This window comes from Allobosea sp. (genome assembly GCF_017308075.1).
In the GTDB taxonomy this organism is placed as follows: Bacteria; Pseudomonadota; Alphaproteobacteria; order Rhizobiales; family Beijerinckiaceae; genus Allobosea.
Genome location: NZ_JAFKFX010000025.1, coordinates 162600 through 179942 on the forward strand (window position 1 = coordinate 162600; position 17343 = coordinate 179942).

19 protein-coding genes are annotated in these 17343 nt (G+C 68.0%); 8 read left to right on the forward strand and 11 right to left on the reverse strand.

What is annotated here, in order from left to right:
- Positions 1-114 precede the first annotated feature (114 nt).
- Positions 115-672, forward strand: a complete 558-nt coding sequence (locus J0J10_RS06290; RefSeq protein WP_291645746.1) for a gamma-glutamylcyclotransferase — start codon at positions 115-117, stop codon at positions 670-672.
- Between the two features lie 4 nt (positions 673-676).
- Here J0J10_RS06290 and J0J10_RS06295 read toward each other — a convergent pair whose 3' ends face one another.
- From J0J10_RS06295 to ftsE, 5 genes are all read right to left on the reverse strand, one after another.
- Positions 677-1063 carry a hypothetical protein gene (locus J0J10_RS06295; RefSeq protein ID WP_291645747.1) on the reverse strand — a complete coding sequence of 129 codons (387 nt, stop codon included), beginning with the start codon at positions 1061-1063 and terminating at the stop codon, positions 677-679.
- 59 nt (positions 1064-1122) lie between these two features.
- Complete coding sequence (locus tag J0J10_RS06300) at positions 1123-1905, reverse strand: lysophospholipid acyltransferase family protein (protein WP_291637705.1); 783 nt, start codon at positions 1903-1905, stop codon at positions 1123-1125.
- A 48-nt stretch (positions 1906-1953) separates the two neighbouring features.
- Positions 1954-2700 carry a YdcF family protein gene (locus tag J0J10_RS06305; RefSeq protein ID WP_291637703.1) on the reverse strand — a complete coding sequence of 249 codons (747 nt, stop codon included), beginning with the start codon at positions 2698-2700 and terminating at the stop codon, positions 1954-1956.
- Between the two features lie 120 nt (positions 2701-2820).
- The gene (locus tag J0J10_RS06310; protein WP_291645748.1) at positions 2821-3807 is read right to left on the reverse strand and encodes a cell division protein FtsX; all 987 of its coding nucleotides are present in this window, start codon (positions 3805-3807) and stop codon (positions 2821-2823) included.
- Positions 3794-4453 (reverse strand): cell division ATP-binding protein FtsE, encoded by a 660-nt coding sequence (gene ftsE / locus J0J10_RS06315; RefSeq protein ID WP_291637698.1) that lies wholly within the window; start codon positions 4451-4453, stop codon positions 3794-3796. The genes J0J10_RS06310 and ftsE overlap by 14 nt, the downstream gene beginning before the upstream one ends.
- Before the next feature lie 294 nt (positions 4454-4747).
- Here ftsE and J0J10_RS06320 point away from each other — a divergent pair, with 294 nt between their 5' ends.
- The 5 genes from J0J10_RS06320 (at position 4748) to J0J10_RS06340 (ending at position 7431) form a co-directional block, all read left to right on the forward strand.
- Positions 4748-5608, forward strand: coding sequence for a zinc-ribbon domain-containing protein (locus tag J0J10_RS06320; protein ID WP_291645749.1), 861 nt, complete (start codon positions 4748-4750; stop codon positions 5606-5608).
- Between the two features lie 126 nt (positions 5609-5734).
- Positions 5735-6295, forward strand: coding sequence for a hypoxanthine phosphoribosyltransferase (hpt, locus tag J0J10_RS06325; protein ID WP_291637694.1), 561 nt, complete (start codon positions 5735-5737; stop codon positions 6293-6295).
- A gap of 4 nt (positions 6296-6299) precedes the next feature.
- Positions 6300-6674, forward strand: coding sequence for a response regulator (locus J0J10_RS06330; protein WP_291637692.1), 375 nt, complete (start codon positions 6300-6302; stop codon positions 6672-6674).
- 70 nt (positions 6675-6744) lie between these two features.
- On the forward strand, positions 6745-7014 hold the full coding sequence (locus tag J0J10_RS06335; RefSeq protein ID WP_291645750.1) for an antitoxin: 270 nt from the start codon (positions 6745-6747) through the stop codon (positions 7012-7014).
- Positions 7015-7023: 9 nt separating this feature from the next.
- A complete protein-coding gene (locus J0J10_RS06340; protein WP_291637688.1) occupies positions 7024-7431 on the forward strand; it encodes a type II toxin-antitoxin system VapC family toxin in 408 nt (135 codons plus the stop codon).
- A 4-nt stretch (positions 7432-7435) separates the two neighbouring features.
- Here the strand turns inward: J0J10_RS06340 and J0J10_RS06345 are convergent, their stop codons facing one another.
- Positions 7436-7945, reverse strand: a complete 510-nt coding sequence (locus J0J10_RS06345) for a TspO/MBR family protein (RefSeq protein ID WP_291645751.1) — start codon at positions 7943-7945, stop codon at positions 7436-7438.
- A 104-nt stretch (positions 7946-8049) separates the two neighbouring features.
- Between J0J10_RS06345 and J0J10_RS06350 the strand changes: the two genes are divergently transcribed.
- Entirely contained in the window at positions 8050-9204 is a 1155-nt protein-coding gene (locus tag J0J10_RS06350; protein ID WP_291645752.1) for a trans-sulfuration enzyme family protein, read from the forward strand.
- Between the two features lie 92 nt (positions 9205-9296).
- On the opposite strand, the gene J0J10_RS06355 is transcribed toward J0J10_RS06350, so the two are convergent.
- Both J0J10_RS06355 and J0J10_RS06360 read right to left on the reverse strand, forming a co-directional pair.
- On the reverse strand, positions 9297-10511 hold the full coding sequence (locus tag J0J10_RS06355) for a GGDEF domain-containing protein (RefSeq protein WP_291645753.1): 1215 nt from the start codon (positions 10509-10511) through the stop codon (positions 9297-9299).
- A gap of 144 nt (positions 10512-10655) precedes the next feature.
- Complete coding sequence (locus J0J10_RS06360) at positions 10656-11288, reverse strand: glycoside hydrolase family 19 protein (protein WP_291645754.1); 633 nt, start codon at positions 11286-11288, stop codon at positions 10656-10658.
- Between the two features lie 141 nt (positions 11289-11429).
- On the opposite strand from J0J10_RS06360, the gene J0J10_RS06365 reads away from it, so the two are divergent.
- Positions 11430-12737, forward strand: a complete 1308-nt coding sequence (locus J0J10_RS06365; RefSeq protein WP_291645755.1) for an aminotransferase class V-fold PLP-dependent enzyme — start codon at positions 11430-11432, stop codon at positions 12735-12737.
- Positions 12738-12909: 172 nt separating this feature from the next.
- Here J0J10_RS06365 and J0J10_RS06370 read toward each other — a convergent pair whose 3' ends face one another.
- The 3 genes from J0J10_RS06370 to lptM all read right to left on the reverse strand — a co-directional run bounded on the left by J0J10_RS06370 (position 12910) and on the right by lptM (position 17313).
- Positions 12910-15603, reverse strand: coding sequence for a TIGR02302 family protein (locus J0J10_RS06370; RefSeq protein WP_291645756.1), 2694 nt, complete (start codon positions 15601-15603; stop codon positions 12910-12912).
- 149 nt (positions 15604-15752) lie between these two features.
- Positions 15753-17042, reverse strand: a complete 1290-nt coding sequence (gene lysA / locus J0J10_RS06375) for a diaminopimelate decarboxylase (RefSeq protein WP_291645757.1) — start codon at positions 17040-17042, stop codon at positions 15753-15755.
- 7 nt (positions 17043-17049) lie between these two features.
- Positions 17050-17313 (reverse strand): LPS translocon maturation chaperone LptM, encoded by a 264-nt coding sequence (lptM, locus tag J0J10_RS06380; RefSeq protein ID WP_291645758.1) that lies wholly within the window; start codon positions 17311-17313, stop codon positions 17050-17052.
- Positions 17314-17343: the final 30 nt, after the last annotated feature.

A 17343-nucleotide genomic window follows, 5' to 3' on the forward strand; every position in this document is an offset into this window, starting at 1 on the left:
CAAGGATTCCGGCGGATTGATAGCGACCGGGGCGGCAAGAGGCCAGCGCCGATCCGCTTGCGGATCGTGGCGTCCTGTCTGCCGAGGCAAGCGGGCCAAATTGTGAGGGTACGGATGACCGAAGCGGAAACGCCGGAGGATCTCTGGGTCTTCGGCTATGGCTCGCTGATCTGGCGACCGGGCTTTGATTTCGTCGAGCGGGCCGGAGCACGCCTGCACGGCTTCCATCGCTCGCTCTGCATCTATTCGCATGTGCATCGCGGCACGCCCGAGACACCCGGCCTGGTGCTGGGGCTGGATCGCGGCGGCATCTGCCGCGGCGTCGCCTTTCGCGTGCCGGTCGACCAGGCCGCGGAAACCATCGATTATCTGCGAGCCCGCGAGCAGGCGACCGCGGTCTATCTCGAAAGGCGGCTCGCCATCCGCCTCGACGACGGGCGGCGCCTGAATGCGCTCACCTATATCGCCGACCGGGCCCACGGCCAGTATGCCGGCCGCTTGCCGGAAGCGGCGGTGCTCGGCTTCGTACGGCAGGGCAAGGGCGTCTCAGGCGAGAATCCGGACTATGTCCGGCGCACCCAGGAGCACCTGCATGAGATGGGCATCCACGACCCGCTGCTGACCCACCTCGTCGCCGAACTCGACAAGAGCGCGGGTCCTGCCTCGACCTGAGCCTTCAGGCCTCGGGCATCAGATCGGCGAGCGCGGCGCGCCGGCTCGCGCCGTCCTCTGCCAGCAAATGCACATGGATTTCGCAGGCACCGGCCATGGCGGCCGCGTCGCGCCAACGGGTCAGCGCCGCATCGATGCCGAAGGCTCCGCTGTCGCGCGCCGCGACGATCGTCCGCTCCGGCGAGACGGCGAGCAGCACGGCATCGGTGAAATTCAGCGCATGCCCGTCCTGCACGGCAAAGACCGAGGCGACATAGCGCCGCCCCGAGCGGCCCCGCCAGGCCGTGAAGCGCCGTTCGGCCAGTTGCGCCGCACCGCGCAGCGGCGCCTCACGCGCGGTCCGCACCGGGCTATCCTCGCAAGGGCCGGCCAGAAGAGCCAGAGCAGCCATCGGTTCCTCCTTTGTTCCAGAACAAAATCAGAACATAGTGACGCTGCTGTCAAGTTCAATCAGCCATTGCGCGTCGCTTCCTGCCGCGGACTGACAGGAGCCGGCACGCCGAGGCGGGCGAGTTCGGCCCGGCCCTCGCTGACCAGACGGTCGGTGGCGCTCTCGATCTGCTCCTGCAGCAGCATGTGGAAGGCCTTCTTGTCCATGCCGGGCTGGATCGCCGGCAGGATCTCGACGCGGATCGTCCCCGGGCGGCGCAGAAAGGAGCGCCGCGGCCAGAACAGGCCGGCATTGAGCGCGACCGGCACGCAGGGTACGCCGAGCTCGCCATAAAGATGGGAAACCCCGAACTTGTAGGCGGGCGGGGCTCCGACGGGGCGACGCGTCCCCTCCGGGAAGATCAGCAATTGCCGCCCGTTCTGCCCGAGCTCGACCTTGGCCCGGCGCGTCGCCATCTGCAGCGCGCGGCTGCCGGCGCTGCGATCGACCGGGATCATCTTCATCTTCAGCAGCGCCCAGCCGAAGAAGGGGAGCCAGGTCAGCTCGCGCTTCAGGATGTAGACGGGGTTCCGGAACACCGTGATCAGCGCGAAGGTCTCCCAGGCCGACTGGTGCTTCGCCGCCATGATGATGCCGCCGGGCGGAATGTTCTCGATACCGCTGATCTCGCAGCGCGTGCCGACGATCACCCGCATCAGCCAGAGCGAGCTGCTCGCCCAATTCAGGGCGACGCCGAGCAGGAAGCGCTTCGGCAGCACCATGGTCACCATGGCGCAGACCAGCCAGAAGGCGAGGTTGAGGTAGAAGGCGATATTGAAGAGGAGCGAGCGGAGCACGAGCATGCGGGGCAAGAACCTCGCCGGCGCGCGCCCGTCAAGAGCACCGCGGCCTCAGGCGCCCGGCACCTGCCCTGCGGAGCGCGAACGCTTGTCCTGCTCCGGTCCCATCTGGTCGCCCGGCTTGGGCGAAACCGGCTTTCGTCCGCCGATGATCACCGAAAGCCGCGAGGTTTCGGGATCGTCCTCGACCAGGCTGCGCAGGAAGGCCACCAGGTATTTGGCATATTCAGGCACCAGCAGCCTGATCGTGTGCCAGTCCTTCCACCAGGCCGTGACGTCGACCTGGTCGGTGACCACCGGATAGGGCACGATCCGCACGCCGGGCATGGCGTGATTGAATTCCAGCATGGTGCGCGGCATGTGGTAATTGGAGGTCACCAGCAGCAGCGAGCGGAAGCCGTGCTGGCGGATCCAGCGCCGGGTCTCGATGGCGTTGCCGATGGTGTTGCGGGCGCGATAGTCGAGATCGACGCAGCAGGTCAGCACCTCGCGCGCCCGTGGGTTGAGCTTCGCCAGCTCCTCTCGCCCGGTCCGCTCATTGACGCCGCTGATCAGCAATCGCGTACCACGATCCGCATGCAGCAGGCCGATCGCGTCGCCGACGCGCTGGGCACCGCCGGTCACCACGACGATCGCGTCGGTTCGAGGCGCCCTGGCCTCGCTCTGGGCCAGGCGCATCGCGAAATGCACATAGCCGGCGACAAGCGCCAGAGTTCCCAGCAAGGCGAGCCAAAGCAGCGCACGTCCCAACCTGCGGCGGAACGACGCCTTCGTCACGATGGCGCGCGCATCGGCCACATCGCCCTCAGCACGCGTAGGATGAGCTGGCCTCGCTGCGATCATCGCCATGACCACTGCAAGATACTCGCCCATTCGGGCGCAATAGCGGCATGATCGCAGGCCCCCCCTTGCAATACATCACGACATCGCCCGCAGATAATGCCGAACCGTCACGCGAGAGACGAGACCGGCAATGGCGGCAACGATTGCCGCAACCAGAATGACGACGCCATAGCCCGACCAGCCGATCTCGAAGGCGCCGAACATAGCCTGCAACTGATCTGCCTCGGGGGTCGCGCTCCAGGCCGAAGCCAGCCAGCCGAGCAGCGCGATGACGATGACGGCCGCGAATCCACCGGCGCCGCCGCCCCGCAACCCTAGCGTGATGAACCGGTTCTGGAACTCTCGGGCGATGAACTCGTCATCGGCGCCGACCAGATGCAGCACCTCGACGCTGTCGCGACTGCCAGCCATCGCACCGCGCGTGGCGAAGGCGACGGCGAGCGCCGCCGCCACCAGCACCAGCATCACCACACCGACCCCCGCGACGATGATCGTGTTCGCCATGGTCGAAAGCCGGCGCACCCAGAGCCGATGATCGTCCAGCGTCGCGCTCGGCACCTCGCGCCGCAATGTCTGGCTGAAGGCGACGAGGTCGTTCGCCACGCTGGCATTGAGGCGCAGCACGATCAGGCGCGGCACCGGCAGCTCGATCAGATCGAGCCCCGCGCCGAGCCATGGCTCGAGCAGCCTGTCCGATTCGTCCCGCGGCATCGCCCGTACCTCGGCGACGCTCGGAACCGCGCGGGCGAGCTCGACGGCCCGGGCGAGATCGGCCTCGATATTGCGGCGCGGATCGGGCCTGACCTGGATCGTCATCTCGTTGGCGACCGCGCCGCGCCATTGCTCCGAAGCCCGCGCCGCCATCAAGGCGCCACCGGCACTGAGCGCGGCCAGGAAGGTGAGGATCGCGATCACCACCACCAGGGCACGCCCGGCGACCGTGTCGACCGGGACCAGCGGCTGATCGCGCCGCAGATTATCCGGCAACCGCGATCGCGGCCGGGCGAACTCCTCGCCCTCCTCATGCTCGGCCGGCTCGGCGCCCCGGTCAGGCGTCGACATGAAGATGCCCGTCGGCAAGCACCAGGCGCGGTGCGTCATAGAGCTCCATCAGCGCCAGGTCATGGGTCGCGATCACCACCGCGGTGCCGAGCGTCTGCAACTCCATGAACAGGCGCAGCAGGCGCCGGCCCAGCCCCGGATCCACATTGCCGGTCGGCTCGTCGGCAAGCAGCAGCTGCGGCCGCGAGATCAGCGCCCTGGCGATCGCCGCGCGCTGCTTCTCGCCACCGGACAGAACCGAGGGCACCGCATGCATGCGCTCGCCGAGCCCGACCCAGCGCAGCAATTCGACGACCTCGGCGCGATAGCCGGCCTCTTCCTTGCCGAGCACGCGCAGCGGCAGGGCGACGTTCTCGTAGACGGTGAGATGGTCGAGCAGGCGGAAATCCTGGAAGACGACGCCCATCTTGCGCCGGAAATCGGTCAGCGTCGTCGCCTCGAGCCGCGAGACGTCCTGGCCGAAGAGGTGCACGAGGCCGCGCGTCGGCTTCAGCGCCATCAGGATCAGCCGGATCAGCGTGGTCTTGCCGGCTCCCGAAGGCCCGGTCAGATATTGGAACGAACGCGGCGCGATGCTGAAATTGATGTCTTTCAGCACCTCCGGCCCCATACCGTATCGCAGCCCGACATTTTCGAACCGAACCAACTCTGCTCCTATCCCGTCACCCGCCGAATCGCGCTTCGCCGGTCTCGCCGCAGTGCGATCCTACACCCGGAGCGGCCGCCCGCGGGAAGGGTCATGCCGTCGCTCCCCGCAATTCTTCGCCTGAAAGCACCCGCTTTACGCGACGTTAACCATAAATTGCGCCAATGACTGGACGAACCGCCTCCCGGCATGCCGGCGCTTGCGCGCCGCCCGGAACCGAGGAGGTTCGAACATCATCGCCGCGCCTTCCAGCCGGCTGCAGACCAACGCCGCGCGGAGCGACCACCCAAGACCATGCTGATCGTCTGCCCCTCCTGCGCCAGCCGCTATGAGCTCGACGAGGCCAAGATCGGCCCTTCCGGGCGCAAGGTCCGTTGCGCGTCCTGCCAGACGACCTGGCAGGTCGAGGCCCCGGCACTGGCCGCACCCCCGCCCGAGCCGCAGCAGGCGGAGGCGCCAGGGGCCGAGCCGGAGGCCGATCTCGGCGAGATCGCGGCCCAGGACTTCCCCAGCGCCCCCAGCGAGGACGAGACCAACGCCCTGCTGGCCGAGGAGTTGCGCCAGGCCGCCGAGATCGAGCAAAGCGTCTCGGCGCTCGCCGCCGAACGCAGCGACGCCGCGGCGGCGGCGCCTGCCGCGCCGACCAGACGGCGCCGCAAGCCTGCGGCGAAAGGCTGGCTCGAAAGGCTCCGGCCGGCCGGGCGCCTGCCGCTCGGCACACCCGCTGCCATCGCCCTCGCGGGGGTCTGCGTCCTTGGCCTGGCTCTCTGGCAGCGCGGCGCAGTGGTGCGTACCCTGCCGCAATTTGCCGCGCTCTATGAAAAGCTCGGCCTGCCCGTCAATCTGCGCGGGCTCGCCTTCAGCGCCGTCGAGAGCGAACTCGTGCAGGATGCGCAGGGGCGCTTCCTGGTCGTCGAGGGCGACGTCACCAACATCACCCGCGAGAAGACGAAACTGCCGCCGATCACGGTCGCCGTGAAGGACGAGGCCGGCCAGGTGCTCTACACTTGGACCGCAGATCCTCCGCGGCCCGTACTCGAGCCGGCGGAGTTGGTCCGCTTCCGGGCTCGGCTGGCCGCGCCGCCGGAGAACGGCCGCTCGGTACAGGTCCGTTTCGGGCCGCTCGCCCAGGCGACGCTCGCCAGCGCGCGGTGATTCCCCCACCGCATTGCCGTGGCGGACTTCAATTATCCGCGCTCCGGCGTTATCGATAGGTCCAGTTTCAGCCGCGATCATGGGGCGGCGCTAGCGGGCGCCGGAGCCCGGAAGGAATGCCAGACCATGCCGCCATCCCAGCGTATCCGGGTGCTCTACGACGAGGCGACCATTGCCGCCCGCAACGCCGAGATGGCTGCGGCGATCGCGGCTGATTCGCCCGCCGACCTGCTGGTCGTCGCGGTGCTGAAGGGCAGCTTCATGTTCGTGGCCGATCTGATCCGCGCGATGCACCGCGCCGGCATGGCGCCCCAGGTCGAGTTCGTCCATCTCTCCAGCTACCGCGCCGCCACCATCTCCTCCGGTCAGGTCGAGATCCTGCGCGACGTGCAGAGCGATGTCCGCGGCCGCCAGGTCCTGCTCGTCGACGACATCCTCGAATCCGGCCGCACCCTCGCCTTCGCCAAGGACCTGCTGGCGGCGCGCGGTGCGGCCAAGGTTTCGAGCGCCGTCCTGCTGGAAAAGCCGGGCAAGCGTGCCGTCAACATCAAGGCCGATTATGTCGGCTTCGAATGCCCGGATTATTTCGTCGTCGGCTACGGCATGGACGTCGCCCATTCCTATCGCCAACTCCCCTATGTCGGCGTGATCGAGACCGCCGACCAGGCCGGCTTGCCGGGGATCTGAACCCATGTCGCGCATTCTCGTGGTCGATGACGAGGAGACCCTGCGCATGCTCGTCGCGCGCGGCCTCGCCATGGACGGGCACGATTGCATGATGGCGGGCGATGGCGCCGAGGCGCTGGAGATCCTGACCGCCGAACAGGGCCGGTTCGACCTTGTGCTCACCGATATCCGCATGCCGCTGATGGACGGCATCGCGCTCGCCCTCGCCGCGAAGCGCGAATTCCCCGACCTCACCATCATGCTGATGACCGGCTATGCCGAGCAGCGCGAGCGCGCCAAGAGCCTCGAGACGATCGTCGCGGAGGTGATGGCCAAGCCCTTCACCATCGCCGAGCTGCGCGAGACCGTGATGCGGGTGATCGAACGCTCGATCGGTTGAAGCCCTTTGTCCATTGACGCCAGACGAGCGATATCTATCTTTGGTAGATATCGACCCTGGAGGCGTCGTGATGAGCACAGTGTCATCGGCAAGGGCCAAGCTCTTCATGCACGGCCGCAGCCAGGCTGTCCGGCTGCCCAAGGAGTTCCGTTTCGAGGGCAGCGAAGTACGGGTCAGCAAGGTCGGCGACAAGGTCATCCTGGAACCTGTCACGCGCCCGCCTTTCGACGCCGTAGCCTGGCGCGCCCGCCTCGATGCGCTTGGTGCACGCGATTTCCTGGTCGATGAGCTGCCGGATGATCCGCCACCGGGGAACGAGGACGAGATCGTATTCGGCTGAGCTGGTCCGATGTTCTGTCTCGATACCAATGTGATCGTGTTCGCAATCAATGGCCGCGTTCCGGCCGTCGAACAGCGACTTCAGCAGGAGCTGGCGGCAGGAACGACGCTGCTCATCCCAACCATCGTCCTCTTCGAATTGCGCTATGGCATCGCCAAGAGCGTTCGGCGCGAAGCGTCCACCCGGGTACTCGACGCCTTCCTTGCGGAAGGCTTCGAGGCACTTCTCTTCGACGCTGAGGACGCCGCCGAGGCCGGCGACATCCGCGCCGCGCTCGAATCCTCCGGCATGCCGATCGGCGCCTACGACGTCCTGATCGCTGCCCAGGCCCGTCGCCGCGGCGCGGTTCTCGTCACGGGTAATCGTCGCGAATTCGAGCGCATCCCCGGCTTGATGGTCACCGACTGGGCAGCGTGATCGTTCAGCGGTTCAACCACCAGATCGAGAGGTTGAGCACCGCGGCGAACGAGACCCAGGCGAGATAGGGCGCGAGCAGCCAAGCCGCGAACCGGTCCGGCAGGGCCGCAAAGCGCCTGATCGTCCAGATGATCGCGGCGATCAGCAGGGCGATGACGACGAGCCCGCTCGCCGGGCTGTTCAGCCCGAAGAAGACACAGGACCAGGCGAGATTGAGCGCGAGCTGGACATGATAGGCCAGCAGCGCCCGGCCACGACCGATCGTGCCTGACGGGCGGCGCAGCACGCGGAAGGCGGCGAGGCCCATCAGCGCGAACAGGACGGTCCAGACCGGGGCGAACAGCCAGTTCGGCGGGTTGAAGGGCGGCTTGGCGAGCCCGGCATACCAGCCCGGGATCTGCGGCACCGTCGCCGCGCTGCCGATCAGCGACGCCGCCGCCACGGGTACGATGGCGAGGATAATGGCCAGCCATGCGGGCAGCTGGCGATCGGCCCTATAGGTCTGTGTGCTCATGCGGCAAGGATGGGGTATCCCTGCGCTCCTCGCAAGACGAGCCTATTGCACCGCAGCAAAGACAGTGAGATGAATCGTCTCTCATAGTGGAAACTGGATCACCGATGACCAAGCGCCCGCTGCATCCCCGCTCGCTCGCCGCCCAGGCCATGGGCAAGATCGACCCGCTGACCAAGGCGGTCGTGCCGCCGATCCATGTCGCCACCACTTATATCCGCGACGCGGACAACGCCTATTCCTCGGGCTTCGTCTATGGCCGTCCCGACAATGAGACGGTGCACGAGGCGCAGGCCGTGCTCGCCATGCTCGAGGAGGCCAAGGCCGGCGCCCTGCTGTTCGGCTCCGGCATGGCCGCGGCGACCGCAGTGTTCCAGGCGCTCTCCCCGGGTGACCATGTCGTCGCCTCCAAGGTGATGTACTGGGCGCTGCGGGCCTGGCTCCTGACCGAGGCGACGCGCTGGGGGCTGAAGATCGAGTTCGTCGAGACCGACGATCTCGCCGCTTTGAAGGCAGCCGTGAAGCCCGGCATCACCAAGCTCATCTGGGCGGAGACGCCGTCGAACCCGCTCTGGACCATCACCGACATCGCCGCCGCCGCCGAGATCGCCCACGCCGCCGGCGCCAAGCTCGCGGTCGATTCGACCTGTGCCTCGCCGGTCCATACCCGGCCGCTGACCCTCGGCGCCGACATCGTCATGCATGCCGCGACCAAGGTGCTGAACGGCCATTCCGACGTCGTCGCCGGTGCGCTCTGCGCCAGCGAGGACGACGAGTTCTGGGGCAGGGTCAAGACCGTCCGCAAGATGCAGGGCGGCATCCTCGGCCCGTTCGAGGCCTATCTCCTGATGCGCGGCATGCGCACGCTCCATCTCCGGCAGGAGCGCCAGTCGGCCTCGGCCATGGCGCTGGCCCAGAAGCTCTCGGCCCATCCGCTGGTCTCACGCGTGCTCTATCCCGGCCTGCCGCAGCATCCCGGCCACGACATCGCGGCGCGCCAGATGCAGGGCGGCTTCGGTTACATGCTCTCGATCCAGGTCAGCGGCGGTGAGCAGGCGGCCGTTGCCGCAGCGGCTCGCGTCGAACTTTACAAGAGAGCGACCTCGCTCGGCGGCGTCGAGAGCCTGATCGAGCATCGCGCCTCGATCGAGGGCGCCGGCTCACCATGCCCGCCCGATCTGCTGCGGCTTTCGACCGGCATCGAGGATGTCGAGGACCTCTATGCCGATCTCGACCAGGCGTTGAAGGCGGGACACGGCTGAGCAGCGCGGCTGTTTCGCATCGGTTTCCGCAGGCCGATGCGATAACAAAAAGATCGATCACCGTAACCGCGTCCGGACGGACGCGCGGCGATCTAGCCGACCTTGAGCCGGACGCGCTCGACGACATCGCGCCGCCCCTCCGGCAATGGCCGGCTGCTGGCCGGAGGTTCCGTGTCGCCCGCACGGGCGACCCGATCGCGGCCATTCCGCTTGGCGGCATAGAGCGCCTTGTCGGCATTGTGCAGGAGCGCCTCGAAATCAATGAGGGCATCCTCGGACCAGGCGACGCCGGCGCTGACCGTGCTCGCAAACGAACCACCATTCCCGCTGAAATTGCGCTTAGCGAGGCGCCTGCGCACGCCATCGGCGAGATTTGCCGCCATGATCAGCGAGGCTCCCGGCAACAGCAGCGCGAATTCCTCGCCGCCGAGCCGCGCCGCGAGCCCCTGCGATCGGCTGGTCAGCGCCAGAATCTTCCCGAAGCTTCGCAGCACTTCATCGCCCGCCAGATGACCATGGACATCATTGGTCGTCTTGAAGTGGTCCATGTCGAAAACGATCAATGCCGCGGGACCTCTGACGTCGCCTGAGAGGCGACTGAGCAGCGCCCGCCGGTTGAGCAGGCCGGTCAAAGGATCGGTCTCGGCATCGCGCTTGTGGCCGCGCGCCAGCCGCGCCTGGTTCAGCGCCAGGGAAAGCGCGCCGATACCGGACAGGGTGAGCAGGCAGATGACGATGTTGAGGTCTTCGGCCCAGTTCGATGGAGCCTGCGACAAGCGCCATTCGCCATCCAGTAGCAGCAGGACGGCACAGGGGACGAAGGAAAGCCCCGTCAGCACGTAGAGGACCGTCAGCAGCGGGATGGCCAACCGGGCCTCGGCGCGCCCGAGCCAGTAATCCCAGGCCGTGATCAGAAGAATGACCGTCGCTGCGACGTTGAGCATGACGATGGCGGCGCCGTTGTAGCCGGCCAGCATCGGGACGGCCATGGCGACGGAGGACACCACCGCCATGACGACCATGCTGCGCCAGGGCAGGACGCCGGTGCGGAACTCACGGCCGGCGCCGAACACGAAGGCGAGGCCGGTCAGCAGGATCGTGTATCCGGCGGCGCCGATGGCCGGCACCATGGTCTGCGCGTACCAGCTGTAGATCAGCACGCCGAGCGCCATGAACGCCACGCCGAAAGTCCAGGCGATCAGGAAGCGTTCCGTTCTGGAGGCCAACCAGCTGACGAAAAAGGTGATCGCCAATCCGCAACCGGAAAGGGCGAAGGCCGTCAGCAGCGAATGGTAGTCCAGCGGCAAGGCACACTCTGCGGCAGGTGGCGATAGCTGCGCAGCTTATCGCCGCCTGCCCTTGCGAAAGCTTTAAGCCGACCGCGTGGATTCCGAGCTATCGCGGCCGAGGCCGATCCTGATCGATTTCGGCCCCTGGACTGGCTGCCCGGTCTAAATCCAGATGCCCTTCGCCGTCGCCAGCAATTGCCGGCGGTCGGCGAGACCGTTGGCGCCGCCATTGATCAGCTGCGTGACGCGGGCCGCATCGTCGCGGTCTGCGGCGGCGTTGAGGTTGCGGTCGCGCCAATAGGCGAAGGCGATCTGGATCGAGATGCGCGGATCGAGCGCGAGTTCCGGCCGGCCCTCGAGATCGACGTTCAGCATCCGGCCATAACGCCGGTAGTTGGCCCGGCCGGTCAGCTGGAAGACGCCGCGGCCACGATAGCGCGCCCCATCCCCGGCTTCGCTGTTGCCGAGATCCGCGCGCCCTTCATAGCGCGCGAACTGCGCCGGCCCACCCTGCTCCTCGAGCGTCCGGAAACGGTTGGTCTCATGCGCGGCCTGGGCGAGGAAATGGCAGAGGCGCAGCCGCGTCGTGATCTCGGCCTGAACGGCGAGCCGCTCGAAATGCAGCGCGATGTTCGCCATGATCTCGGCCTTGCCGACCGGGGCGAGCCGGGCGAGCCGCGCCACCGTCACGGCGAGGTCCGGCTCGGCGACGGCCTCCGGCATCTCGGCCGGAAGGTCCTCGGCGGGCACCGGCGTGGCGGGCTTCCCGCGGCTTCGCGATCCCTTCATCGTCATGACGGCGCTCCCCGTGGCTGCGGGGATTATGCACCAGCTTCGCGGCACGGGGATAAGTCTCCCGCGGTTTCCGGCGCGGTCTGTCACCCTGCTGAAACAGCCAGGGGCTAGGCGGGGCCCTCCATCCCTGAGGAACCCGTCATGTCCAACAAACCCGGCATCGATCTCAGCCGCCGCTCCCTGCTGACCGGTATTGGAGCCGCAGCTCTGGCGGCCAGCGCCGCTCCGGCGCTCGCGCGCGGCCTGCCGCCGCAGCCCAGCGCCGCCATCGGCACCGACGCCTCCTACTGGAATGCGGTACGCGGCCTCTACAGCGTCACCCCCGACATGGTGAATCTCGAGAACGGCTACTGGGGCATCATGGCAGAGCCGGTGAAGGCCGAATACAAGCGTCTGACCGACTTCGTGAACTTCGAAAACACGGTCTACGCCCGCACCAGGATCGGCAAGGATCTCGACGATGTCCGCACGCCACTCGCCGAGTTCCTCGGCGTGGCGCGCGAGGAGATCGCTCTGACGCGCGGCGCCACCGAGGCGCTGCAGACGCTGATCGCCGGCTACAACAAGCTCAATGCCGGCGATGGCGTGCTCTACGCCGATCTCGACTATGACTCGATGCAATACGCCATGAACTGGCTGAAGGACCGGCGCGGCGTCGAGGTCGCGAAATTCGATATTCCCGAGCCCGCGACCAAGGCCAATGTCCTCGCCGCCTATGAGGCCGCGCTCAAGGCCAATCCGAAGACCAAGCTGCTGCTGCTCACCCATCTCAGCCATCGCACCGGGCTGATGATGCCCGTCCGCGAGATCGCCGCCATGGCCAAGGCGCGCGGCGTCGACGTGATCCTCGACGCGGCCCATAGCTGGGGCCAGGTCGATTTCAGGGCAAAGGAGCTCGGCGTCGACTTCATCGGCTTCAACCTGCACAAATGGATCGGCGCGCCGCTCGGCGTCGGCCTGATCTACATCGCCCGCGAACGCCTCGCCGACATCGACACCCATTTCGGCGACGAGGATTTCAAACCCGACGATATCCGCTCGCGCATTCACACCGGGACGCCGAACTTCGCGGCCCAACTCACGGTTCCGGCGGCGCTCGCCCTGCACCGCGAGATTGGCCCGCAGGCCAAGGAGGCGCGCTATCGCCATCTGCGCAATTACTGGGTTGCCAGGGCGCGGGAACTCAAGGGCATCGAGATCCAGACGCCGGACGATCCGGAAATGGTAGCCGGGATCACCTCCTTCGCGATCGCCGGCAAGCGCTCGCCAGCCGACTGCAACGCCATCGTCGCGGCGCTGCGCGACCAGCACAAGGTGATGACCGTGCGCCGCGGCGGCATCGCCAAGGGCAATACCATCCGCATCTCGCCGACGCCCTATCTCGGCGAAGCCGATCTCGACCGCTTCATCGCGGCGCTGGCGATGGTCTCGGGCAACCGGGCCGGCTGAGCAGCCTCGGCCTCCTTCCGGGCCGCCGCGAGGCGGCGAGCCCGGTCTGCCAGAGCGCAGTCATGGCCTGATGAGGACACCGCGGTCTCCGGGCCCTTGCCGAGATCGCCCTTAATTGGACGGCTTCCGGACGGATGCCTCGGCATGCCCCCGAACGACGGCACTGCGGCGCTCAGTTCCGCCGCAGCAGGCGCTCGAGATAGTCGAGTTCTTCCAGCGGCCGCGAGGGATCGCCGAGGCGGCGGCGCAGCTCTTCGAGGATGCGCCGTGCGCGCTGCGTCGCGCTCTCGTCGGCGCCGGGCACGCGGACCCGGCCATCGGCCCAGTCGCGCTGGCGCTGCGGCCGGCCGAGCGGGTCGTCGCGGGTGCGCTGCTGGGCTGAAGGCCGCCCCGCCGGGCGCCCATCGGGCTCGCCAAAGGCGTTGTCATTGCCCTCACCCTCGCCGGGCTGGCCCTGCATCTGCTGGGCGAGGTTCTGGCCGCCCTTGCGCAGCGCGTCGAGCGCCCGTCCCTGCGCATCGACGGCCTCGCCTTCCTGGCCCTGGCCGAGCTGTCCCTCCGCCTCGCGCATCGCCTCCTCGGCCTCGCCGAGCTCCCCCGGATCGGCGCCCATGCCGCGCATGCGCCGCTGGAGGTCCTGCAGGCGCTCGCGCAGGGCCTGCTGCCGCTGCGACAGGCCCTGCCCCTGGCCCTGGCCGCCCTCGGCGTTCTGGCCGTCCTCGCCCTCGCCTTCGTCGCCCTGCTCGCCGGGTTGCTGGCCGCGTTGCCCACGCTGGCCCTGCTGCCCTTGCTGGCGCTGGCCCTGCTGGCCGGGGCGGGCCTGCTGCTGGCCCGGCCGCTGGCCACGCTGGGCCCGGTTCTGGCGCTGCTGCTCCTGCTGATAGGTCTCGTCGCGCAATTGCTGCTGCTCGCGCGTCATCCGATCGAGATCGCCGAGCGCCTGGTTCATCTCGCGCTGGCGCGGATCCTGCTGGCCGGGCCTTGCCGTCTTGAGGTTGTTGAGGAGGTTGTTGAGCTCCTCCATCAGCCGCTGCGCCTCGGCGAGATCGCCGCGCTTCGACAATTCCTCGATCCGGTCGAGCATGTTCTGCAGGTCGCGCGGCGTCACCGAGCGGAAATTCTCCGGCAGCTGCGCCTGGTTCTGCTCGCCATTCTGCTGCTGGCGCTGCATCTGCTGGGCGAGCTCGCGCATATAGCGATCCATCGCCCGCCGCATTTCCTCGGTGAGCTTGCGGATCTCCTCCTCGGAAGCGCCGCGTTCCAGCGCCTGCTGCAGGTTCTCCTGAGCGGCGCGCAGTGCCTTCTCGGCATCGGAGAGATCGCCATCCTCGAGCTGCAAGGCGAGCCCCCACATCAGGTCGGCGGTCTCGCGCAGCTGATCGTCGCTCGTCGCACGGCGCAGGCGCTCGCCGATCATCCGCATGGCGAGATAGACCCCGGTCTCCTTCATGAAGCGCTCGGGCTCGATCATCAGCGCGTCCATGGCGAGCTGAACGCGCTTGCGGGTCTCGACATTCATCACCAGACGGCGGCGCTCCTCGACCAGCGCCTTGGCCAGCGGCTTGGTGAAGACGCGCTGCGGCAGAACCACTTCGAGCGTCTCGCTACGGCCCTCCTGGCCGGCCTCGTCGCGCGCCAGCAGACTCATATTGACCTTGGCGCCGGCCCAGGGATGGGCCGAAAAATCGACCGTGCTCTTCATCTCCTCCTCACCGGAGGCGGAGGATGGCGGCGGCAGGCTCTGCTTCGGCGCTTCGACCAGAGAACGCCCGCTCGTGACCGGGCCGGCGCGCGAGACGATCACCTCGATCGCCGCGATTCCGTAATCATCCTTGGCGCGGTAGCCGATCCCGAGCCCGCCCTGCACGCCGCTCACGGGCTTGGGGGCATCGACGAAAGCGATCTCGGGCTTGGCGTCGATGACGGCGTGCAGGCTCAGCGTCTGCTCCGGGGCGCCGCTGCCTGTGATGCGCAGCGTGCCGTCACCGGCGAGGAGATAGCGCTTCTCGACGACCGCGACGGCAGGCTCGGCTGACCTGGCAGCCCCGCTTGGGCCGGCGCCGGCCGGCGCCGCCTTGTCATCGGCCGGCAGCGCGTCGAGCCGGCCTGTCGTGGCGACGTCCATGGCGCTGCGACCGGCGATACGCACGACCACCGTCGACTTCTCGGGAACGTTGAAGCGCGGGCTGGCGAGCCTGGAGAAATCGATCAGGATCGGCGGCAGGCGCGTATAGGCCGGCGGATCGATCCAGGCATCGATCCGCGCCGGTGCCGTCGCCGCGGCCGGGCCGCGCCAGTCGAAAGCCGCCGAGAGCCGGGGCCAGACCTCGTGGCCGGCGACGAAGAAGCCGGTGACCGCCGCGAGCAGCGGTACGGCGCGCAGCGCGCGACGGTCGCGTGCGGCCATCAGCGGCCGAGGCGCGCTCACCTTCAGCGCCGCGACATGTTCGCTCTGGCGCTGCAGGTGCAGCTTCCACAGCGCCTGCGAGACCGGATCGCGCCCACCGACGGCGAGGCTGTCCTCGAGCGCCGTCGCCGGACGATGGCCGCCCGCCACCGAGCGGTCGAGCCGGGCCAGCGCCTCGCGCCGGCCCGGCCAACGGTCGCGGACGATCGGCCAGAAACTCGCAAGAAAGGCGCCGGCGAACAGAAGCGCGCCTCCGGCCCGACCCCACCAGGGCAGATGCAGCCAGAGCCCGAGCCAGGAAACGGCGAGGAAGGCGAAGGCGACGGAAAGCGGTGCCCAGAGCCGCGGCCAGAGCCGCTCCCAGGCCAGCGACAGTCGCGACACCACCGCGAGGCGATCGAGCCTGCGGCGGATCAATGCGAGCGGATCGAGCGCCGTGTGGCGCGGCCTGTCATTCATCCCGCTGCTCCGGGCCACGCCATACGGCCCTCTGCCTCCGATATGGAACAAAGGCTAGCACGGGAATATGGCATGACCAGCGCGGAAGCGCGGCAGCCCACAGGCGCTCCGGGAATCGTGAAGCCGCCAGAGCGATCATCATGCGCGGTCTAGGACAGCCAGGGCGGCGACCGATCGGTGCCGATCAGCTCCTCATAGCTCTGCCTGGGCCGCGTCACCGCGAACTGATCACCCTTCACCAGGACCTCGGCGACCAGCAGGCGCTGGTTATAGGTCGAAGACATGCTGGCGCCATAGGCGCCGGCGGTCATGAAGGCGATCAGATCGCCCTGCCGGAGCTGCGGCAGCTCGCGCCCGGTGGTGAAGGTGTCGCCTGATTCGCAGATCGGCCCGACCACATCATAGGCGACCGTCTTTGCGCCCTCCGCGGGCTCCGCGACCGGCCAGATCTCGTGATAGGCCTCGTACATCGCCGGCCGCATCAGATCGTTCATCGCAGCGTCGACGACGAGGAATTGCTTGGTCGGCCGCGGATTGAGGTGCAGCACCCGCGTCAGCAGGATGCCGGCATTGCCGACGATCAGCCGGCCCGGCTCGAAGCCGAGCTCGACATCGAGTCCCGCCGTCAGCTTGCCGACCATCCCGGCATAGGCTTCGATCAGCCCCGGGCCATGGTCGAAGTCCCGCGGGACTTCATAGGGAATGCCGAGGCCGCCGCCGAGATCGAGCCGGTCGACCCGGTGCCCCTCCTCGCGCAGCGCCAGGACGAGGTCGCGCATCTTGGCATAGGCCGCCTCGAAGGCTCCGGTCTCGCGGATCTGGCTGCCGATATGCACGGCGAGTCCCATGATCCGGACGCCGGCCAGGTTGGCCGCGCGGGCGTAGAGCCGGTGCACGTCCTCGAAGGAGACGCCGAACTTGTTGGCCGAGGAGCCGGTGGTGATCTTGGCGTGGCCGCCGGCCCCGATATCGGGGTTGACCCGGAACACCGCCTCCTGGCGCCGGCCGAGCCGCTCGCCGATGCGCGACAGCAAGTCGAGCTCGCTCTCGCTCTCGATATTGACCTGGTAGATTCCAGCCTCGACGGCGAAGGCGAGCTCGCCCTCGCTCTTGCCGACACCGGAGAAGACGATGCGTTCCGGCGGGAAGCCGGCCGCCAGCGCCTTGCGGATCTCGCCTTCGGAAACCGTGTCCGCCCCTGCTCCCAGCCCCGCCAGCGTCTTCAGCACGCCGAGATTGCTGTTCGCCTTCATGGCATAGAAGACATGCGGCTTCCGCCCCGCCGTGATCGACGTCATCGCCTGCTCGTAGAGCCGGTAATGCCGCTCGATCGTGGCCGAGGAATAGACGTAGACGGGGGTTCCGACCTTCTCCGCGATCTCGCGCAGGTCGACATCCTCGGCGAAGAGCGCGCCGTCGCGATAGGCGAAATGGTGCATTGTCAGCTCAGAGCAGCGGGTCGAGCACGAAGGGCGTCTCGGGAATCTGCAACGCCTTGCTCGCCTTCGCCGGCTTGCCGAGCGGCGAGGCGTCCATGGCGGTCGGCGGCGTGTTCTCGACGGCGCCGATCTGCTTGTCCGGCAGCGCGATGGCGTTCTTGGCGTTGGGAGGGGCCTCGAGCGGGCCCTTGCGGCCACAGGCCGCGAGCGCGAGTCCGAGCAGGCCGGCCAGCAGAACGGCGCGGCCGAATTTCAGGCGGGAATGCGGCACGAAAGAAAATCCTCGGACTAGGTTCGAGCG

Excerpts from the sequence above, each read along its gene's own strand:
- J0J10_RS06330 (WP_291637692.1), top strand. The coding sequence starts at position 6,300 with ATGTCGCGCATTCTCGTGGTCGATGACGAGGAGACCCTGCGCATGCTC.
- J0J10_RS06310 (WP_291645748.1), bottom strand. The coding sequence starts at position 3,807 with ATGTCGACGCCTGACCGGGGCGCCGAGCCGGCCGAGCATGAGGAGGGC.
- hpt (WP_291637694.1), top strand. The coding sequence starts at position 5,735 with ATGCCGCCATCCCAGCGTATCCGGGTGCTCTACGACGAGGCGACCATT.
- J0J10_RS06340 (WP_291637688.1), top strand. The coding sequence starts at position 7,024 with ATGTTCTGTCTCGATACCAATGTGATCGTGTTCGCAATCAATGGCCGC.
- J0J10_RS06350 (WP_291645752.1), top strand. The coding sequence starts at position 8,050 with ATGACCAAGCGCCCGCTGCATCCCCGCTCGCTCGCCGCCCAGGCCATG.
- J0J10_RS06320 (WP_291645749.1), top strand. The coding sequence starts at position 4,748 with ATGCTGATCGTCTGCCCCTCCTGCGCCAGCCGCTATGAGCTCGACGAG.
- J0J10_RS06370 (WP_291645756.1), bottom strand. The coding sequence starts at position 15,603 with ATGAATGACAGGCCGCGCCACACGGCGCTCGATCCGCTCGCATTGATC.
- J0J10_RS06290 (WP_291645746.1), top strand. The coding sequence starts at position 115 with ATGACCGAAGCGGAAACGCCGGAGGATCTCTGGGTCTTCGGCTATGGC.
- J0J10_RS06295 (WP_291645747.1), bottom strand. The coding sequence starts at position 1,063 with ATGGCTGCTCTGGCTCTTCTGGCCGGCCCTTGCGAGGATAGCCCGGTG.
- J0J10_RS06360 (WP_291645754.1), bottom strand. The coding sequence starts at position 11,288 with ATGACGATGAAGGGATCGCGAAGCCGCGGGAAGCCCGCCACGCCGGTG.
- J0J10_RS06335 (WP_291645750.1), top strand. The coding sequence starts at position 6,745 with ATGAGCACAGTGTCATCGGCAAGGGCCAAGCTCTTCATGCACGGCCGC.
- J0J10_RS06300 (WP_291637705.1), bottom strand. The coding sequence starts at position 1,905 with ATGCTCGTGCTCCGCTCGCTCCTCTTCAATATCGCCTTCTACCTCAAC.
- J0J10_RS06345 (WP_291645751.1), bottom strand. The coding sequence starts at position 7,945 with ATGAGCACACAGACCTATAGGGCCGATCGCCAGCTGCCCGCATGGCTG.
- J0J10_RS06365 (WP_291645755.1), top strand. The coding sequence starts at position 11,430 with ATGTCCAACAAACCCGGCATCGATCTCAGCCGCCGCTCCCTGCTGACC.
- lysA (WP_291645757.1), bottom strand. The coding sequence starts at position 17,042 with ATGCACCATTTCGCCTATCGCGACGGCGCGCTCTTCGCCGAGGATGTC.